The 15,620-nt window shown below is 73.6% G+C and carries 15 protein-coding genes and 1 riboswitch; of the genes, 7 read left to right on the top strand and 8 right to left on the bottom strand.

Annotated elements, in window-relative coordinates:
- Window positions 1-41: 41 nt before the first annotated feature.
- Entirely contained in the window at window positions 42-1,823 is a 1,782-nt protein-coding gene (locus ACFY0I_RS32460) for an N-acetylglutaminylglutamine amidotransferase (RefSeq protein WP_388902437.1), read from the bottom strand.
- Between the two features lie 313 nt (window positions 1,824-2,136).
- On the opposite strand from ACFY0I_RS32460, the gene ACFY0I_RS32455 reads away from it, so the two are divergent.
- On the top strand, window positions 2,137-3,390 hold the full coding sequence (locus ACFY0I_RS32455) for a spore photoproduct lyase family protein (protein WP_388902436.1): 1,254 nt from the start codon (window positions 2,137-2,139) through the stop codon (window positions 3,388-3,390).
- 51 nt (window positions 3,391-3,441) lie between these two features.
- Here the strand turns inward: ACFY0I_RS32455 and ACFY0I_RS32450 are convergent, their stop codons facing one another.
- On the bottom strand, window positions 3,442-3,753 hold the full coding sequence (locus tag ACFY0I_RS32450; RefSeq protein ID WP_388902434.1) for a hypothetical protein: 312 nt from the start codon (window positions 3,751-3,753) through the stop codon (window positions 3,442-3,444).
- 153 nt (window positions 3,754-3,906) lie between these two features.
- Here ACFY0I_RS32450 and ACFY0I_RS32445 point away from each other — a divergent pair, with 153 nt between their 5' ends.
- The 3 genes from ACFY0I_RS32445 (at window position 3,907) to ACFY0I_RS32435 (ending at window position 5,662) form a co-directional block, all read left to right on the top strand.
- The gene (locus ACFY0I_RS32445; protein WP_388902433.1) at window positions 3,907-4,134 is read left to right on the top strand and encodes a DUF2945 domain-containing protein; all 228 of its coding nucleotides are present in this window, start codon (window positions 3,907-3,909) and stop codon (window positions 4,132-4,134) included.
- Between the two features lie 159 nt (window positions 4,135-4,293).
- Entirely contained in the window at window positions 4,294-4,659 is a 366-nt protein-coding gene (locus tag ACFY0I_RS32440) for an STAS domain-containing protein (RefSeq protein ID WP_388902431.1), read from the top strand.
- Between the two features lie 253 nt (window positions 4,660-4,912).
- On the top strand, window positions 4,913-5,662 hold the full coding sequence (locus ACFY0I_RS32435; protein ID WP_388902559.1) for a VOC family protein: 750 nt from the start codon (window positions 4,913-4,915) through the stop codon (window positions 5,660-5,662).
- Window positions 5,663-5,727: 65 nt separating this feature from the next.
- Here the strand turns inward: ACFY0I_RS32435 and ACFY0I_RS32430 are convergent, their stop codons facing one another.
- The 4 genes from ACFY0I_RS32430 to ACFY0I_RS32415 form a co-directional block, all read right to left on the bottom strand.
- Complete coding sequence (locus ACFY0I_RS32430; RefSeq protein ID WP_388902430.1) at window positions 5,728-6,597, bottom strand: S1 family peptidase; 870 nt, start codon at window positions 6,595-6,597, stop codon at window positions 5,728-5,730.
- Window positions 6,598-6,699: 102 nt separating this feature from the next.
- Complete coding sequence (locus ACFY0I_RS32425) at window positions 6,700-7,146, bottom strand: hypothetical protein (protein WP_388902428.1); 447 nt, start codon at window positions 7,144-7,146, stop codon at window positions 6,700-6,702.
- A complete protein-coding gene (locus ACFY0I_RS32420) occupies window positions 7,133-7,585 on the bottom strand; it encodes an Ohr family peroxiredoxin (RefSeq protein ID WP_388902427.1) in 453 nt (150 codons plus the stop codon). Before ACFY0I_RS32420 ends, ACFY0I_RS32425 begins: the two co-directional genes overlap by 14 nt.
- A 76-nt stretch (window positions 7,586-7,661) precedes the next feature.
- A riboswitch (guanidine-III (ykkC-III) riboswitch) is annotated at window positions 7,662-7,725 on the bottom strand.
- 52 nt (window positions 7,726-7,777) lie between these two features.
- Window positions 7,778-8,797 (bottom strand): AraC family transcriptional regulator ligand-binding domain-containing protein, encoded by a 1,020-nt coding sequence (locus ACFY0I_RS32415; RefSeq protein WP_388902425.1) that lies wholly within the window; start codon window positions 8,795-8,797, stop codon window positions 7,778-7,780.
- Between the two features lie 242 nt (window positions 8,798-9,039).
- Here ACFY0I_RS32415 and ACFY0I_RS32410 point away from each other — a divergent pair, with 242 nt between their 5' ends.
- Both ACFY0I_RS32410 and glgX read left to right on the top strand, forming a co-directional pair.
- Window positions 9,040-9,813, top strand: coding sequence for a type 1 glutamine amidotransferase domain-containing protein (locus tag ACFY0I_RS32410; protein ID WP_388902423.1), 774 nt, complete (start codon window positions 9,040-9,042; stop codon window positions 9,811-9,813).
- Window positions 9,814-9,932: 119 nt separating this feature from the next.
- Complete coding sequence (gene glgX, locus ACFY0I_RS32405) at window positions 9,933-12,053, top strand: glycogen debranching protein GlgX (RefSeq protein WP_388902422.1); 2,121 nt, start codon at window positions 9,933-9,935, stop codon at window positions 12,051-12,053.
- A gap of 10 nt (window positions 12,054-12,063) precedes the next feature.
- On the opposite strand, the gene ACFY0I_RS32400 is transcribed toward glgX, so the two are convergent.
- Both ACFY0I_RS32400 and ACFY0I_RS32395 read right to left on the bottom strand, forming a co-directional pair.
- Window positions 12,064-12,564: a DUF5709 domain-containing protein gene (locus ACFY0I_RS32400; protein ID WP_388902420.1), complete on the bottom strand. Its 501-nt coding sequence runs from the start codon at window positions 12,562-12,564 to the stop codon at window positions 12,064-12,066.
- Window positions 12,565-12,569: 5 nt separating this feature from the next.
- Window positions 12,570-12,755, bottom strand: a complete 186-nt coding sequence (locus tag ACFY0I_RS32395; RefSeq protein WP_388902418.1) for a hypothetical protein — start codon at window positions 12,753-12,755, stop codon at window positions 12,570-12,572.
- 1,252 nt (window positions 12,756-14,007) lie between these two features.
- On the opposite strand from ACFY0I_RS32395, the gene ACFY0I_RS32390 reads away from it, so the two are divergent.
- On the top strand, window positions 14,008-15,489 hold the full coding sequence (locus ACFY0I_RS32390; protein ID WP_388902416.1) for a UDP-N-acetylmuramoyl-L-alanyl-D-glutamate--2,6-diaminopimelate ligase: 1,482 nt from the start codon (window positions 14,008-14,010) through the stop codon (window positions 15,487-15,489).
- Window positions 15,490-15,620: the final 131 nt, after the last annotated feature.

Below are 15,620 nucleotides of genomic sequence, written 5' to 3'. Positions count from 1 at the left end.
CGCCTCTCCAGGGGGTTCCGCTCGCGACGGGCCGTCGCGGATCAGTGGATGCCGTGCGCCTGGAGCCAGAGCTCCAGCGTGGCCACCTGCCACAGCGTGTTGGCTCCGCGCCTGGCGCGGTGCCGATCGGGTTCCGCCAGCAGTTCCGCCACGTGCCGCTGGTCGAAGACCCCGCGCCGGCGCGCCTCCGGCGCCGTCAGGGCGTCCCGTACCCGGGCCAGCACCGGCTCGGCCATGTGACGGACCCCGGGCACCGGGAAGTAGCCCTTGGGGCGGTCCACGACCTCCGGGGGCAGGATCTTGCGGCCGATGTCCTTGAGGACGGCCTTGCCGCCCTGCGCCAGTTTGAGCTCGGGCGGACACGCGGCGGCGAGTTCGACGAGCTCGTGGTCCAGGAACGGCACCCGGGCCTCCAACCCCCAGGCCATCGTCATGTTGTCGACCCGCTTGACCGGATCGTCGGGCATCAGCGCGTGGACGTCCATCCGCAGGGCCGCGTCGAGGGCGGTCTGGGCGCCCGGCGCGGCCATGTGGGCGCGGACGAAGTCCGCCGAGACGTCGCGGGGCGTGCCCGTGCCCGGGTGCAGCATGGACGCGAGGGCGTCGTGCGTCCGGTCGAAGTAGGCGTCGGCGTACGCGGCGGGTGCGTCCTCGCGGTCCGCCGCGGCGATCGGCGGGTACCAGTGGTAGCCGGCGAACACCTCGTCCGCCCCTTGGCCGCAGAGCACCACCTTGACGTCCTTGGCGACCTGTTCGGACAGCATGTGGAACGCCACCGCGTCATGGCTGACCATGGGTTCGCTCATGGCGGCGATCGCGCCCTCCAACGCGGCGGGCAGCCGGTCGGAGGGGATCATGAACTGGTGGTGGTCGGTCGAGAAGGTGCGGGCGACCAGGTCCGAGTAGTGGAATTCGTCGCCCTCCTCACCGTTCTCGGATTCGAAGCCCATCGCGAAGGTCGGCACCTTCTCCCGGCCCTCCTCGGCCAGCAGGGCCACGATCAGGCTGGAGTCGAGGCCGCCCGACAGCAGCACGCCCACGGGGACGTCCGCGACGGTGCGTCGGCGGACCGCGGTGCGCAGCGCGTCGTGCACGGCTTCCCGCCAGAGCGCCGGGTCCGCGCCGAGTGCGGAGTGCCGGGTGTAGGAGGGCTGCCAGTAGCAGTGGTCCTGGTGGGTGCCGTCCGGCTCGATGACGCGGACGGTGGCGGGCGGGATCTTGCGTACGCCCGCCAGTACGGTGCGGGGCGCCGGCACCGTGCCGTGCCAGCTCAGGTACTGGTGGAGCGCCGCCGGGTCGAGGGAGGTGTCGACTCCCCCGCCCGCCAGCAGCGCGGGCAGGGTGGAGGCGAACCGCAGTCGGGCCGCGTCCTGGGTGACGTACAGGGGCTTGATGCCCAGGCGGTCCCGACCCAGTACGACGCGGCCCGTGTGGTGCTCCACGAGCGCGAAGGCGAACATGCCGACGAGGTGGTCGACGCACTCACGGCCCCATTCGGCGTAGGCCTTGACGAAGACCTCGGTGTCGGAGTCGGAGAAGAACCGGTGCCCCACGCCTTCGAGCCGACGGCGCACCTCGCGGTGGTTGTACACGCAGCCGTTGAACACCACGGTGAGGCCCAGTCGGGCGTCGGTCATGGGCTGGGCGCCGCGCTCCGACAGGTCGATGATCTTCAGCCGTCTGTGCCCCAGGGCGACCGCCCCCTGCGACCAGGCCCCTCGGCCGTCGGGGCCCCGCGGCTCCAACACGTCGGTCATGCGTTCGACAGCGGCGAGGTCGGGGCGACCGCCGTCGAAGCGCACCTCACCGCTCAGGCCGCACACGGAGTGCCCCCCGATCGGTCGTCGTGCGGCAGCCGTACCTCGACGGCCCTCACCTGGGAGGGCTTCACCACGTCCATCATGTTCGTTCGCTCCCGTGCCCTTCGATCCCGCGCCGTGTGCGGCCCGGCCGAACGGGCGATCGACTCCTGAGGCGCCTGCCCGCGCACCCGTGCCTTAAGCCCCGCACCCACTCCCCCACCGGCGCGGACCCGACCGGCATGGGCGCCTACAGTGGGCTCCCCAACCACCTGCCGCCGCCGCCCCGAGCCCCTCGGCACGCGACGTCGCCGGCGCGAGGAACCGGAGTGCGGTCATGGGCGAGAGTGCGGCCTCGGGCGGCCACCGGCCACCGGACGGAGCCGATCGGCCCCGCGGGGCGCCGGCGTCCACCGGCCACGCGGACGCGCTCTTCGGCCTGGAGGAGCTGCGGTCCGGACCCGCGGGCACCCCGCCGACGGCCCCCGGCGGACGGGCCGCGCACGGACCGCCGTACCGCGATTCCGCGGCGGCCCGCCGGCTGCTGTCCGTGCGGGAGATCCACGCCGAACCCGCCGCCGCGGCGTCGCCCCGCGGCCGGGAGATCCTGGCCCGCTTCCCCGACGCCCGGGTCGTCGACGTGGACTCGCACTGGCGGATCCCCGAGCTCCACGGCAACGAGGGCAACCTCGAACGCTGGGTCCGCGTCAAGAGCGAGGTCCTGGTCCTGGGCGAGAAGAAGACCCTCGCCACGCGCCCGAACGGCAGATCGGCCGACTGGATCGCCCCCGGCCCGTCGAACGGCTGCGCGATGGCCTGCGCCTACTGCTACGTACCGCGGCGCAAGGGCTACGCCAACCCGATCACCGTCTTCACCAACATCGAACGGATCATCGCCCACCTCGACCGGCACATCACGCGCCAAGGGCCCAAACGGGAGCCGAACCAGTGCGACCCGAGCGCCTGGGTCTACGACATCGGCGAGAACGGCGACTGCTCGGTGGACGCCCTCATCAGCGAGAACGTCGCGGACCTGGTGCGGACCTTCGCCCGCCGGCCCACCGCCAAGGCCTCCTTCGCCACCAAGTTCGTCAACCCCGACCTGCTCCTCCTCGACCCGCGGGGCCGCACCCGGGTGCGGTTCTCCGTGATGCCGCCGTCGGACTCCCGGCTGCTCGACATCCGCACCAGCCCGGTGGAGCAGCGGATCGCGGCGGCCGGCGATTTCCTGGAGGCCGGGTACGAGGTCCACTTCAACCTCTCGCCCGTCGTCATCCGGCCGGGGTGGGAGGCGGACTGGAGCCTGCTCCTGCGGCACATGGACGACGTCCTGCCGCGGGCGGTCAAGGAGCAGGCCGCGGCCGAGGTGATCATGCTGACGCACAACCGGGACCTGCACGGACTGAACCTCGGCTGGCACCCGCGGGCGGAGGACGCCCTGTGGCGCCCCGATCTGCAACAGGCCAAACGCTCCGAGAACGGCAGCTGGAACGTCCGCTACCGCAACGACACCAAGGCCGAGGCCGTCGAGAACGTCCGCCGCCTGATGGCCGCGCACGCCCCCTGGCTGCGGATCCGCTACGCCTTCTGACGTCAGCCGCCGCCCGGGCCCCCGGGCAGCGCGACCCGGGTTCCGGGCAGGTCAGGCGTCGAGCGCCGCGAGCCCGTCCCGCCAGCGCGCGGCGCGCTCCCGATCGCTCTGGTCCCACCACGGGGTACCGCGTTCCCCGAGAGCCACCTTCGCGATCTGCACCCGGTCCCGGGCGGCGCGCTCCGCCTCGGGGTCGCCGGCCCGCCGCGCGGCGCCCACCCCTCGACGGGCCGCCATCAGGTGGACCCGCAGCCGGGCCCCGGCGTCCTCGGGCACGGCCGGGTCGGTGGCCCGCCAGCGGCGGCCCCCGATGACGACGTACCGCCCGTCGGGGGTGAGCGGCGGCGGTGGCTTCGAGGTCACCGGGAGCGACTGCCCCCACCACCCCGGATCAACCCTCCCGGACCGGCCCCTGCGCCCGGCGTGCGGTGGGCACCGCGGGGCAGGCGCCCGGGGAACGGCCGCGAAGGCGGCCCCGCGGTATCGAGGCGGCCCCGCACCATCGAGGAGGACCACATGACCAGGCACGACGACGACCCGCACCAGGGCGACGAGGTCTCCTGGAAGAGCCACGGCCGGCGCGTGAGGGGGGAGGTCAAGCGAAGGATCACCGAGCGGACCCGGTCGTCCGGCCGGACCGTCGCCGCCTCGCCCGAGGAGCCCCAGTACGAGGTGGAGAGCGACGGGACGGGGCGCACCGCCGTCCACAAGCCCGGCGCACTGCGTCGCGAAAGCGGCGGCTGACCGGTGCCCGGGGGGCCCGCCGGCGCCGCGTGGTGGGCGGGGCGAAGGGTAGGCCATCGCGACTGCCCCGTGCATCTCCTCGCGCCCCGCGCGCATACGAACGCCACGGACGGGCACGCGGTGCGCACAAGGTGTGATTGGCGTAGAGAAGGAGTGCCCGTGCTGCCCAGCAAGGTGACCGACAGTGGCGTGCTGATCATCCGCCTGCGCGCGGACCTCGACATCGGTAGCCGCGCCACGGCCGCCTGGGACATCGACGACCTCCTCGCGGCCCACCGCTCGGCCCCCGTCGTCCTGGAGCTGTCCGGGGACGCGGTGAGCCCCGCGGCCGTGAGCACCGTCGTACGGACCCACCGCACCTGCTTCGGCGCCGGCGTGCCGTTGGCCGTGGTCGCCCCGGGTGCCGAGGGGCGCCGCGCCCTGGAAGCCGGCGTCGGGGTGCCCGCACCGGACGTCCACGCCACCGCCGCGCGGGCCGTCGCCGCCGTCGAGGCCCTCTGCGCCCCGGTCGGCGCGGCCGCGTGATCCCGTAGGGTGCTCGCGCCCGCCGGTCCCGCACGCGCCACACGCGTGCCGTCGCCGACGCCGCACGCACCGCACCCGTGCCGTCGCCGCCGGACGCCTTCGCGCGTGCCGCGCGGGCGGCCGGGCCTCGCGGGCCCGGCCGGCCGGCCGGGCTACTGTGGGAACGTCCGTCACCCGTGAGCGGCAGATGAGGCTGGTGACCGTGTCGACATCGAGCCACGACATCTCGGGGGCGCCCTGCTGGGTCAGTCTGCTGGTCCGGGACCTCGGCTCCGCGCAGCACTTCTACGGAGCCGTGCTCGGCTGGGAGTTCCGGCCCGCCCCCTTCGGCGACGACTTCAGCGTGGCGTTCCGCGACGGCGCGCCCGTCGCGAGCATCGGCGCCGTGACGGACGTCTTCAACGTCCCGGCGGCGTGGACCCCGTACTTCGCCGTCCAGGACGCCGACGTCGCCGCCTCCCGGATCCGCGAGCGGGGCGCCACCATGGCCGTCGGGCCCCTGGCCTTCGGCACCGGGCGGGCGGGACTGGCCGCGGACCCCGCGGGGGCCGTCTTCGGACTCTGGGAGGGCGACGTACTCCCCGACTGGTCGGTGGGCCGCGGCAGCGCCCCGGCCTGGCTCGAACTGCGGACGCGCGACGCGTTCGCCGCCGCGATCTTCTACGGGGAAGTGCTCGAATGGGCCGGCGAGCGGCCCGGCTGCTGCACCGTGTCCTACGAGCAGGACCACGTCGTCCTGCGCCACGGTCGGGACACCATCGCCCGCATCCGCGGCGGGGCGCTGGAAGCGGCGCCGGACCCCGCGGTCCGTCCCCGCTGGCACGTCCACTTCCGGGTGAGCGACCTGGAGGCGGCGGTGGAGGCCGCCGTACAGCTGGGCGGCAGGGCGGGTTCCCCCGTCGAGACCTCACCCGCGAGCCGGCGGGTCGTCCTCATCGACCCCGACGGGGCGCCGTTCACCCTCGTCGCGCCCGGAAAGACGGCGCGAACCGCGGGATCCTGACCGGCCGAACACGACCGGACCGACCGGCCGGCCCCGCGCCCGCACGTCCGTCCGTCCGTCCGCCGTCAGTGGTGGGCGGCGATGGTCCGGTTGATCCAGTCCTTGTACGCGGACACCGACGTCCAGATCCCGGGACCGCTCCCGCAGTGCGGGTCGACTGCGTAGTCGCCGTCGCCGGAGGTCACGCCGACCAGCTCCCAGCGCCCGCCCACCCGCTGGACCTGCGGACCGCCCGAATCCCCGGAGCAGGCCATCGCGCCGCGGACCTTGCTGCTGGTGCAGAGCTCGCCCTTGCCGTTGATGTCCATGCAGTCCGACGTGGCGGTCCGGCGCGTGTCCAGCTCCTGGAGCCGGTCGGGGAACACCCACCTACCCGGCTCGGGGTCGTCCACCACGGTGCCGAAGCCGATCACCCGGGTGTCCGCGCCCACCTCGGGGGCGCTGCCCGCGATCCGGACCGGCTGCTGACGGACGGGCCGGTCCAGTTTCAGCAGGGCGATGTCGTCGTTCGAGCGCTTGTCGCCGGCGGCGTCGAAGCCGGGGTGGACGACCTTGGCGACGATCTTGCGTACGGTGCCGCCCGCGTTGCGGTGATCACTGCCGACGCGAACCGTGCCGCTGGGGTGCGCCGGCATCACCTCCTGCGCGCAGTGCCCGGCCGTCACCACCCACTGCGGAGCGATCAGGGCCCCACCGCACATGGCGTCCATGGAGCCCTCGCCGTCCCCCGGGGTCATCGGGATCGCCACCATGAACGGGTACGGCTCGGAGGAGTCCGTTCCGCGCACGATCGCCTGGGCTCCGGTGCCCGTCGCCGCCGTGTACAGCACGGCGACGGCCCCCACGGCCACCGCCCGGGTCAGCAGCCGGCGTCCCGGCCGGGGCCGGGCGGCTTGCTGTCGGTGCTGAGCGGGCAGTGGGGCGGAACCAGCCATGACGGGCACTTTCGAACGGGGGCAGGTGGATGATCGGACCGAGTGCTTCCGGTCGCGTTCCCTCTTCCCTGTCCACGGCGCCCTACACCTCCGGAAGGCAGGTCACAGCCTCCGGTACGTCCCCTCCGCCGCGGAATCGACGTGCACCACGTGCCGGCCGACACGCACCACGTGGTGGTCCGCGCCGGCCCAGGAACCGGTGGCGCCGTCGGCGTCCGGAAGCGGGGTCCAGACCTCCAGGAAGGTGCTGCCGTCCGGGTTGGTGCCCCGTTCGACGAGGTTGGCGCCCTCCCACCGGAAGGTGCCGGCGTCCTCGCCGGGTTCGCCCGTGAGGTGGTGGAAGCGCACCTGCGAGCCGTCGAAGGAGGTCGTACCGGCGAAGCCCCGGCTGTCGGCGTAGTACCGCCCGGCCTGCAGCCACACCACCTCGCGGTCCTCGACCAGGGGTCCACCGTCGCGGCTGATGCCGCGCCGGAGCCAGGCTCCGCGCTCGGGCACCGGAACGCCGGGGCCGCCCGGGGCCCGGCCCGTCGGCTCAGGTCCGGTCATGGGCGGCGGGGTCGTCCAGGGCGGTCAGCATCAGCGGTACGTTGCCGCGTACGGCCTGCGAGTAGGGGCAGACCGCGTCGGCCCGGTGCAGCAGTGGCCGCAGGTCCGCCGCCCGCCACCCCGGCAGGCCGACGGTGAGGGCCACGGCGAGGCCGTAGCCCGCGGGCGTGTCGGTGGTGCCGAGCCGCACCTCGCAGGCCACCCGCGCGGCGGAGGCGTCCGCCCCGTACTCGGCGGCGACCTCCGCGAGCGCGGAGGTGAAGCAGGCGGCGAAACCGGCCGCGAACAGTTGCTCGGGGTTGGTCGTACCGGGCACCTTCTTGCGCGGCGGGGCCAGGCGCAGGTCCAGGCGCCGGTCATCCGTGTGGACGGAGCCGCTGCGGCCCCCGACGGCATGCGCGGTCGTCCGGTACAGACTGCTGGTGAGTGGCACGGTCATCGCGGGTCGGCCCATCCTGCTCGACGAGGACGCCGCCCGGGTGCGGACGGCGTTCGGCGCCGCTCGTGCGGCACCTCGCGCGTCGTCGTGCGTAACCGGGTACGGCGCATCTCGTCCGGGGTCGTGGGTCCGACCGCCGGAAAATCTAGCAACGGCGACCGTGCCCCGGGGTGGCGCCGGCGGTGACGTTCCTCACCCGCCGGCGGCCCGGCCCGGCCCCGGGGCCGCGTGCCGGTGCCGACTGCGGTACGCCCCCGGCGGCATGCCCTCCCACCGGGTGAAGGCCCGGACCAGGGCCGTCGCGCCGCTCAGACCGACCAACGGGGCGATCCGGTCGAGCGGCAGGGCCGTGGTCTCCAGCAGGCGCCCGGTCCGGTCGCGGCGGGCGGCGTCGAGCAGTTCGCGCCACGACGTGCCCTCGGCGTGCAGGGCCCTGCGCAGGGTTCGGACGCCGATGTTGAGGGCCTCGGCGGGGCCCTCGGGGCCCACGTCCGCGAGCACGGCGTGCTCCAGCCACCGCCGTACCCGCGCGGCCGTGGTGACCTCGGCGGTCAGCCGCTCCAGCAGCCTTTCGGCGTAGGCCCGGTGGAGGGCGTCGAGCGCCGGATCGTACAGGGGACGGCGCCGGTCGAGGTCCTCGTTGCCGACCGTGATCGCGTTCTCCGGAGCGTCGAAGGCGACGGGGCAGCCGAGGACGCGGACGTACGGTTCGGCCGCGCCGACGCGGGGATGGGTGAACGACACGGCCAGCGGCGCCCAGTCGTCGCCGGCGATCCAGCGGGCCGCCCGCACCATGCTGCTGACGACCGCCTCCACCTGCTGGGGGTGCATGGCCGCCGGTTCGACGGTCGGCCGGTAGCGGATCCGGCTGTCGGCGCCGCGGCGGTGCAGGGTCACCGTGCCCGCCTGGCTCACCAGGGGGTGGTAGCGCTCGGCCGCCAGGGCGGCGTCGCCGAGGCCGGCGCAGGTCAGGACGAGGTGGCCGAGGATGTGCAGGTCTTCGGGCCTGATCCGGTCGCCCACGAGGAGCCCGGTGTGCGGGCCGGCGTCCGGGGCGCCGAGCACCGCGTCCCACAGGGCCCGCATCTCGCCGAACTCCAGCCGGTCCGTGGGCAGCGCCCGGGCCGTCGGCCCGCCGGCGCCCTGCGCCGAGCCGCTGAGGACGGCGCGGGCGTAGCTCGCGGTGACGGAGGGCGGCTCGGTGGTGGACACGGCCGCCAGTCAATGCGGGCGCACCACCCCCGTCAACACCGTGGCCGCGCGCCCGCTCCGGGTCGGGTCGGGTCGGGTCGGGGGTGCCGGGCCGGCCCGGGGGGTCAACGGAGTGGCCGCCCCGGTGCATGACGGGGCGGCGATCGGCTCCTATCGTCGACCCCGGAACCCGGGGAAGCGCACTGCCCTGATCACCGTCGCGTCCTGCCGCCGACCGCGGCCGCATCCCGGAGGAATACATCGTGATTCTCTTCCTGCTCCCCGCGGGCGACTACGACCCGACCGAGGCCGCGGTGCCCTGGGCCGCGCTGCGGGACGCCGGCTTCGAGGTGCGGTTCGCGACCCCCGGCGGGCAGGTCGCGCTCGCCGATCCCCGGCTCACGGACCTCGGCTTCTCCTGGCTGTCGCCCTGGCTGATGACCCGTCGCACCGAGCTGGCCGCCTACCGCAGGCTGACCGAGGACCGCTGGTTCCTCGCCCCCTCCTCGTACGCCGACGTCGACCCGGCCACGATCACGGGCCTGTTCGTGCCCGGCGGCCACGCGACCGGCATGCGGACGCTGTTGGAGGACGCCACCGCCCAGCGGCTGTTCGCCCGGGTCTTCACGCAGGGGCTGCCCGTGGGCGCCGTGTGCCACGGCGTGCTGCTGGCCGCCCGGGCCGAGGATCCCGCCACCGGACGCTCGGTCCTGCACGGTCGGCGGACGACGGCCCTGACGTCCTTGCTGGAGTTGACCGGCTGGAACCTCACCCGGCTCTGGTTGGGCCGCTACTACCGTACGTACCGCACGACCGTGCAGCGGGAGGTCACCGCGGCGCTCGCCGATCCGAGCCACTTCCGCGCCGGCCCACCGCTGCCCCTGCGCGACACGGCCGCCCGCCCCGGGCGGGGCTTCACCGTCACGGACGGCAACTACGTCTCGGCCCGCTGGCCCGGTGACTGCCACCGCCTGGCGGCGGACTACCTGGCCCTGGTCCGCGCCCACGCGTCGGGCGCGGCGCGCCCGACCGGCTGAGGCCGACCCGTGCCCCGGGCACCGGCGGGTCGCCGGCCGGCCGCCCGGGCGGGCCGGGCGCGCTCGTTCGGCCGAACCGGATCCGGGCACATGGTCGTATCCCGTGCTTACCTTCCTTCATGGATATCTCCGCAGGACGTCCGTACCCCCTCGGCGCGACCCACGACGGCTCGGGGACCAACTTCGCCCTCTTCTCCGACTGCGCGCAGAAGGTGGAGCTCTGCCTGATCGGCGAGGACGGCGGCGAGCTGCGGATCGCGCTTCCTGAGGTGGACGGCGGCGTGTGGCACGGCCGGGTGGCCGATGTCGGCCCCGGACAGCGGTACGGCTACCGCGTCCACGGGCCCTGGAACCCGGACGAGGGCCTGCGGTGCAATCCGGCCAAGCTGCTGCTCGACCCCTACGCGCGGGCCGTCGACGGCCAGATCGACGGTGACCCGTCGCTCAGCGGGCACCACAGCACGGACCCGGGCCGTCCCGACGACCGCGACAGCCTGGGCCACGTCCCGCTCGGCGTCGTGACGGACGGGGAGTTCGACTGGGAGGGGGACCGTCCACCGGGGCACGCGTTCCACGACTCGGTCATCTACGAAGCCCACGTCAAGGGGCTGACCCGCCGCCACCCCGAGGTCCCCGAAGAGTTGCGGGGCACGTACTCCGGGGTCGCTCACCCGGCCGTCATCGCACACCTGCGGGCGCTCGGCGTCACCGCCCTCGAACTCATGCCGGTGCACCAGTTCACCCAGGACGGCTTCCTCGTGGACCGGGGCCTGTCGAACTACTGGGGGTACAACACCATCGGCTTCTTCGCCCCGCACCACGCCTACGCGGCCGGCGGAAGCCTCGGGGGCCAGGTCCGCGAGTTCAAGTCCATGGTCAAGGAGCTGCACCGGGCGGGCATCGAGGTCATTCTCGACGTGGTCTACAACCACACGGCCGAGGGCAACGAGCAAGGACCCACGCTGTCCTTCCGCGGCATCGACAATCCGTCCTACTACCGCCTGGTCGACGACAGTCCCGCCCACTACTTCGACACGACCGGCACCGGCAACAGCCTCCTGATGCGGCATCCCGCCGTCCTTCAGCTGATCATGGACTCGCTGCGGTACTGGGTCACCGAGATGCACGTGGACGGGTTCAGGTTCGACCTCGCGGCCACCCTGGCCCGCCAGTTCCACGACGTCGACAAGCTCTCCGCCTTCTTCGACATCGTCCACCAGGACCCGGTCATCAGCCGGGTCAAGCTCATCGCCGAACCCTGGGACATCGGGGAGGGCGGCTACCAGGTCGGCAACTTCCCCGCCCTGTGGAGCGAGTGGAACGGGCGCTACCGCGATGCCGTCCGCTCCTTCTGGCGGGGGGACGAAGCCGCCCTGCCGGAGTTCGCCGCCCGAATCGCCGGCTCCGCCGATCTCTACCAGTCCGACCGCAGGCGCCCCCGCGCTGGCATCAACTTCATCACCGCGCACGACGGTTTCACCCTGCGCGACCTGGTCTCCTACAACGACCGCCACAACGAGGCCAACGGCGAGGACGGCCGCGACGGCGACGCGGACAACCGCTCCTGGAACTGCGGTGCGGAGGGCCCCAGCGACGACGAGGAGATCCGCCGCCTACGGGCCCGGCAACAGCGCAACATGATGGCGACCCTCTGCCTCTCCCTGGGTGTGCCCATGATCGCCCACGGCGACGAGCTGGGCCGCACGCAGGACGGCAACAACAACGTCTACTGCCAGGACAACGAACTCTCCTGGGTGGATTGGGAACTCGAATCCGAACACACCGAGCTGCTCGCGTTCACCCGGAGGGCGTTGGCCCTGCGCCGCGCCCAACCCGTCCTGCGCCGGCGGCGCTTTCCGCAGGGCGCGCCCACGGACGCGGCCGCACCGGTCGCCGACATCGTCTGGCTCCGCCCGGACGGCATGAGCATGACGCAGGAGGACTGGGACCGCTCCGACGCCCGCAGCATCGGCGTCTACCTCTGCGGGGACCGCCTCACGGCGGACGGCGACCCCGCCCCCGAGCCACCGGACTCGCTGCTGCTGATGTTCAACGCCTCGGCCGAGGAAACGGCCTTCCGCCTCCCGCCCGCCACGTACGGGGAGACCTGGAGCGTGGCCCTCGACACCGCCCTCGACGGGGACGACGCACAGGACGAGACGGAGCTCAAGGCGACGGCGACGACCGTCCTGACCGCCCGCAGCATGCGCGTCCTGCGCCGCCCGGGCAGAAGGCCGTGAGGACGGATCCCTACGCGTACGCGCCGTCGTCCGGCTCGTCCCGCTCGTCCGGTTGTACTTCGACCACGTGCATCGCGGCCTCTTCCGCGCCGGCCGCGCCGCCGTCGATGCCGTGGTCCTCGGCGACGAGTTCCTTGGTGGTGTTGGGGTGCGCGCCCTCGTCCGGAGCGGTCAGCCGGCCCGCGCGCACCGTGCCGGCCTCGGCGTCCCACAGTTCTCCGTCGCCCCCGGGCAGGTCACCCAGCCCGTCGCCCGGATCAGGGGCCGTCTCGGGCACCTCCTGGGCCAGCCGCTGGTCCAAGGACTCGCCCTCACGCTGCTCTGCGGCGGTCGTACCGTACTTCGTCACGCCCAGCGGCTTCTCCGGCGGGGAGTAGCCCTCGTCCAGCATGTCGTCGTACGTCCGCTCCCCCACGGCGTTCTGCAGGTCCAGCGGCGCCGCGTCCTGCTGCTCCTCGTTGCCACCGGTCGGCTGGTACACGTCGTCCGCCGTCTGCTGCTGGTCGCTCATGGCATTCACCCGTCCCGTTCGGTCCGCCCGGCGCTCCTGGGGCTCGCCTCGTCAGCGGCCTCGCCGCCCCCGCCGTCTCCCGTTCCCTCGACGATCGCGTCCTGCGCCTCCTCGCGGGCGGCGCGGTCTCCGCTCTCCCCGGGCGCCTCGGAGGGCGGGGTCGGCTTGCGGTGCTGCTGCTTCTCGCTCATGGGGCGTCCCTTTCGTCCGGACGTACGTACCGTTCAAGCCGTTCAAGCCCGCTCGACAGCCGGGCCCGGCCGGCATGCGCGGGGACCCACCGCCGAGACTGGGCGCCTACCCCGCATCGCCCCCCGCAAGCGGCACCGGCCGGCCCGACCCGCCCTCCGGGCCGGACCGCCCCCGCGATGGACGGTGACGCTTCGTGCTCGGCTGCCGCCGCATTCCCGCTTGGGTGACGTCCTGTCGGAAACCGGACGGTTCTCCTGCCGCTGGGTTGGGTCGCCAACAAGGTTGCTGCTCCGAGGAGTTGGATCGAATGGGTGACGTGGTGCGCATCGGTTCCCGAGCGAGCAGGCCGGCCAGGGCCCAGGTCGCGGAGTGGCTCGCTCCGATCGCCGAGCGGTTTCCCGAGGTCACGTTCAAGCGGGAGACCATCCTGGAAGGCGGCGACCAGGATCGGGTGACCCCGACGCTCGCCGAGGTCGCCAGGTCACCGCGTCGGGAAGGGGGCCGGTCGACGCCCCCGAGAAGCTGGGCGCGTGTGTCGCGGAGGACCTTCTGGGTCAGGGTGCGGTCGGCATCTTGGAGTCGATCAGGATGGCGTGAGGCCCGGGGCCGGGACGGCGTGAGGCCCGGAGCGATCGCGGCCGCGGTGGCGTGAAGGTCCCCAGCCGGCCCTGGGCGCCACCCACCCGGTACCGGCCCGGGGGAGAACGGGCGCGGGGCGGGACATGGCGCCGGGGCCGTACACTCGGCCCATGAATCGCAACGGTGTGGTGAGGAAGAGCCCGCGGGCTGCCTCGGCACCGTACCCGGCCGCCGGCCCGGCGCGTCAGGGCCGGGCTTCCGCCTCCCCCGCCGAGGCGCCGCAGTCCGGCCTCCGGGCGCTGCACGGCCACGGCTAGCTGCTTTTCCCCCAAGTACCGCAGGGCCGTTTCCCGCGCCCTTTCGGCCATGTCCGCTCGGCCGGTCACGCCGGGGAAAGGCTCCGCCGACCGGTGGGGCCCGAACCCGCGGCCCGTGCGGAGCGCCGTCGGCGAGAACGCCGCGTCCGCTCCATCGACCTCGGGCCGCGCGATCCCGGCGTCCGTTCCCCCCTCCCCAGCGCACCACAGGGACTGCACCTGCCGGACGTGACCCGTCACGCCCCCGCCGGCCACAGCCCGTACCACGTCACCACCGCAGCTTCCGGCACGCCGCCGGCGCTGCCGTCCGGCGACGGCCGCGCGACCGGGCCGCGCCGCATTCGAAGGAATAACTGTGAAGCTCAGCGACATGCTGGCCGGGCACGACCACGAAGTGCTCAAGGGTGACACCGAGGTGCTGGTCACCGCGGGAATGACCTTCGACGCCCACCAGGTGACCTCGGGCTCACTGTTCATCGCCGTACCCGGCCACCGGGCGGGCGGACCGGAGTCCGTCGGCGCCGCCATCGCGCGCGGTGCGGTGGCGGTACTCGTGGAGGGCGGACCACCGGACCTTCCCGCGGCGGTCGGGGCTTCCGGGTCCGGAGTGTGCCTGGTGCGGGTGGCGGACACCCGCAGGACGGCCTCGATCACCGCCTCCCGGTACCACGGTGAACCGGGACGACGGATGGACATGGTGGCGATCACCGGGACGAACGGGAAGACCTCGGTCTCGTACATGGTCGAGTCGGTGCTGCGGATCGCCGAAGGGGTGAGGACCGGGGTGATCGGGACGGCCGGCAGCAGGATCGGCGACGAGCTGATCCCGATGCCGCCGTCGGTCCTCACCACCCCGGAAGCACCCGACCTGCAGTACCTGCTCGGGTGCATGCGGGACCGCGGGGTCGCCGGCGTGGTACTGGAAGCCACCTCCATGGCCCTGCTGACCCACCGGGTGGACCACGCCTTCATCGACGTCGGGGTCTTCACCAACCTGACGCAGGATCACCTCGACGACCACGGAACCATGGCGAACTACCGGGACGCCAAAATGCGCCTGTTCCAAGGCCTGTGCCGGCGCGCGGTGGTCAACGCCGACGACCCGGTCGGGGCGGGGATCAGGGAGCTGATGCCCGACGCGGTGACCACGTACGCCCTCGACGCCGAGGCCGACTACCGGGCGACGGACATCGACATGGACGCCTCGGGCACCCGGTTCACCCTGCACCACGACGGCCGCGCCTACCCGGCCTCGATCCCCGTGCCCGGTCGGTACTCGGTCGCCAACGCGCTCGCCACCGTGGCGGCCTGCCACACCCTGGGTCACGACCTGGCCGGGCTGGTCGCGGCGCTCGACCGGATGCCTCCGATCCCGGGCCGGTTCGAACGCTTCGAGACCCCGGGCAAGACCTCGGTGATCGTGGACTACGCCCACTCCCCCGACTCCCTGCGCAACGTCCTGACCACGATCCGGGGCTTCGCCACCGGTCGGGTCATCACCGTCTTCGGATGCGGCGGGGACCGCGACACCACCAAACGCGCCGAGATGGGCGAGATCGCCGGAACCCTCTCCGACCTGTGCGTCCTGACCTCCGACAATCCGCGCACCGAGGACCCCGAGGCGATCCTCGACCAGATCGCCCCCGGCCTCGCCTCGACCGGCACACCGTTCGAACGGTTCACCGACCGTCGACTCGCGATCGGCTTCGCCCTTTCCGCAGCGGGTCCGGACGACATCATCCTGATCGCCGGGAAGGGCAGCGAACCGCACCAGATCATCGGCGAGGAGCTCATTCCGTTCAGCGACATGGCGATGGTGCGCGAACTCGCCGGGTAGGGCCTGGGCACGTGGAGTCCGCCCGGGCCCCCGGTGCGGGACTCAACGGACCGCCATGGTGACCGCGCGAGCTCGGCCACCACATCCCCGAAACGGCGCGGCTGTTCAGGTCGTGGCCACACCCGCGCCAG

It is taken from the genome of Streptomyces sp. NPDC001568, assembly GCF_042893755.1.
In the GTDB taxonomy this organism is placed as follows: domain Bacteria; phylum Actinomycetota; class Actinomycetes; order Streptomycetales; family Streptomycetaceae; genus Streptomyces.
Note: the sequence above shows the minus strand (reverse complement) of the source record. Positions and strands in the feature narration are given on the sequence as shown.

Bases quoted from the DNA above. Each gene is read 5' to 3' on its own strand.
- ACFY0I_RS32430 (WP_388902430.1), bottom strand. From the start codon at position 6,597: ATGGCTGGTTCCGCCCCACTGCCCGCTCAGCACCGACAGCAAGCCGCC.
- glgX (WP_388902422.1), top strand. From the start codon at position 9,933: ATGGATATCTCCGCAGGACGTCCGTACCCCCTCGGCGCGACCCACGAC.
- ACFY0I_RS32400 (WP_388902420.1), bottom strand. From the start codon at position 12,564: ATGAGCGACCAGCAGCAGACGGCGGACGACGTGTACCAGCCGACCGGT.
- ACFY0I_RS32425 (WP_388902428.1), bottom strand. From the start codon at position 7,146: ATGACCGGACCTGAGCCGACGGGCCGGGCCCCGGGCGGCCCCGGCGTT.
- ACFY0I_RS32455 (WP_388902436.1), top strand. From the start codon at position 2,137: ATGGGCGAGAGTGCGGCCTCGGGCGGCCACCGGCCACCGGACGGAGCC.
- ACFY0I_RS32395 (WP_388902418.1), bottom strand. From the start codon at position 12,755: ATGAGCGAGAAGCAGCAGCACCGCAAGCCGACCCCGCCCTCCGAGGCG.
- ACFY0I_RS32445 (WP_388902433.1), top strand. From the start codon at position 3,907: ATGACCAGGCACGACGACGACCCGCACCAGGGCGACGAGGTCTCCTGG.
- ACFY0I_RS32420 (WP_388902427.1), bottom strand. From the start codon at position 7,585: ATGACCGTGCCACTCACCAGCAGTCTGTACCGGACGACCGCGCATGCC.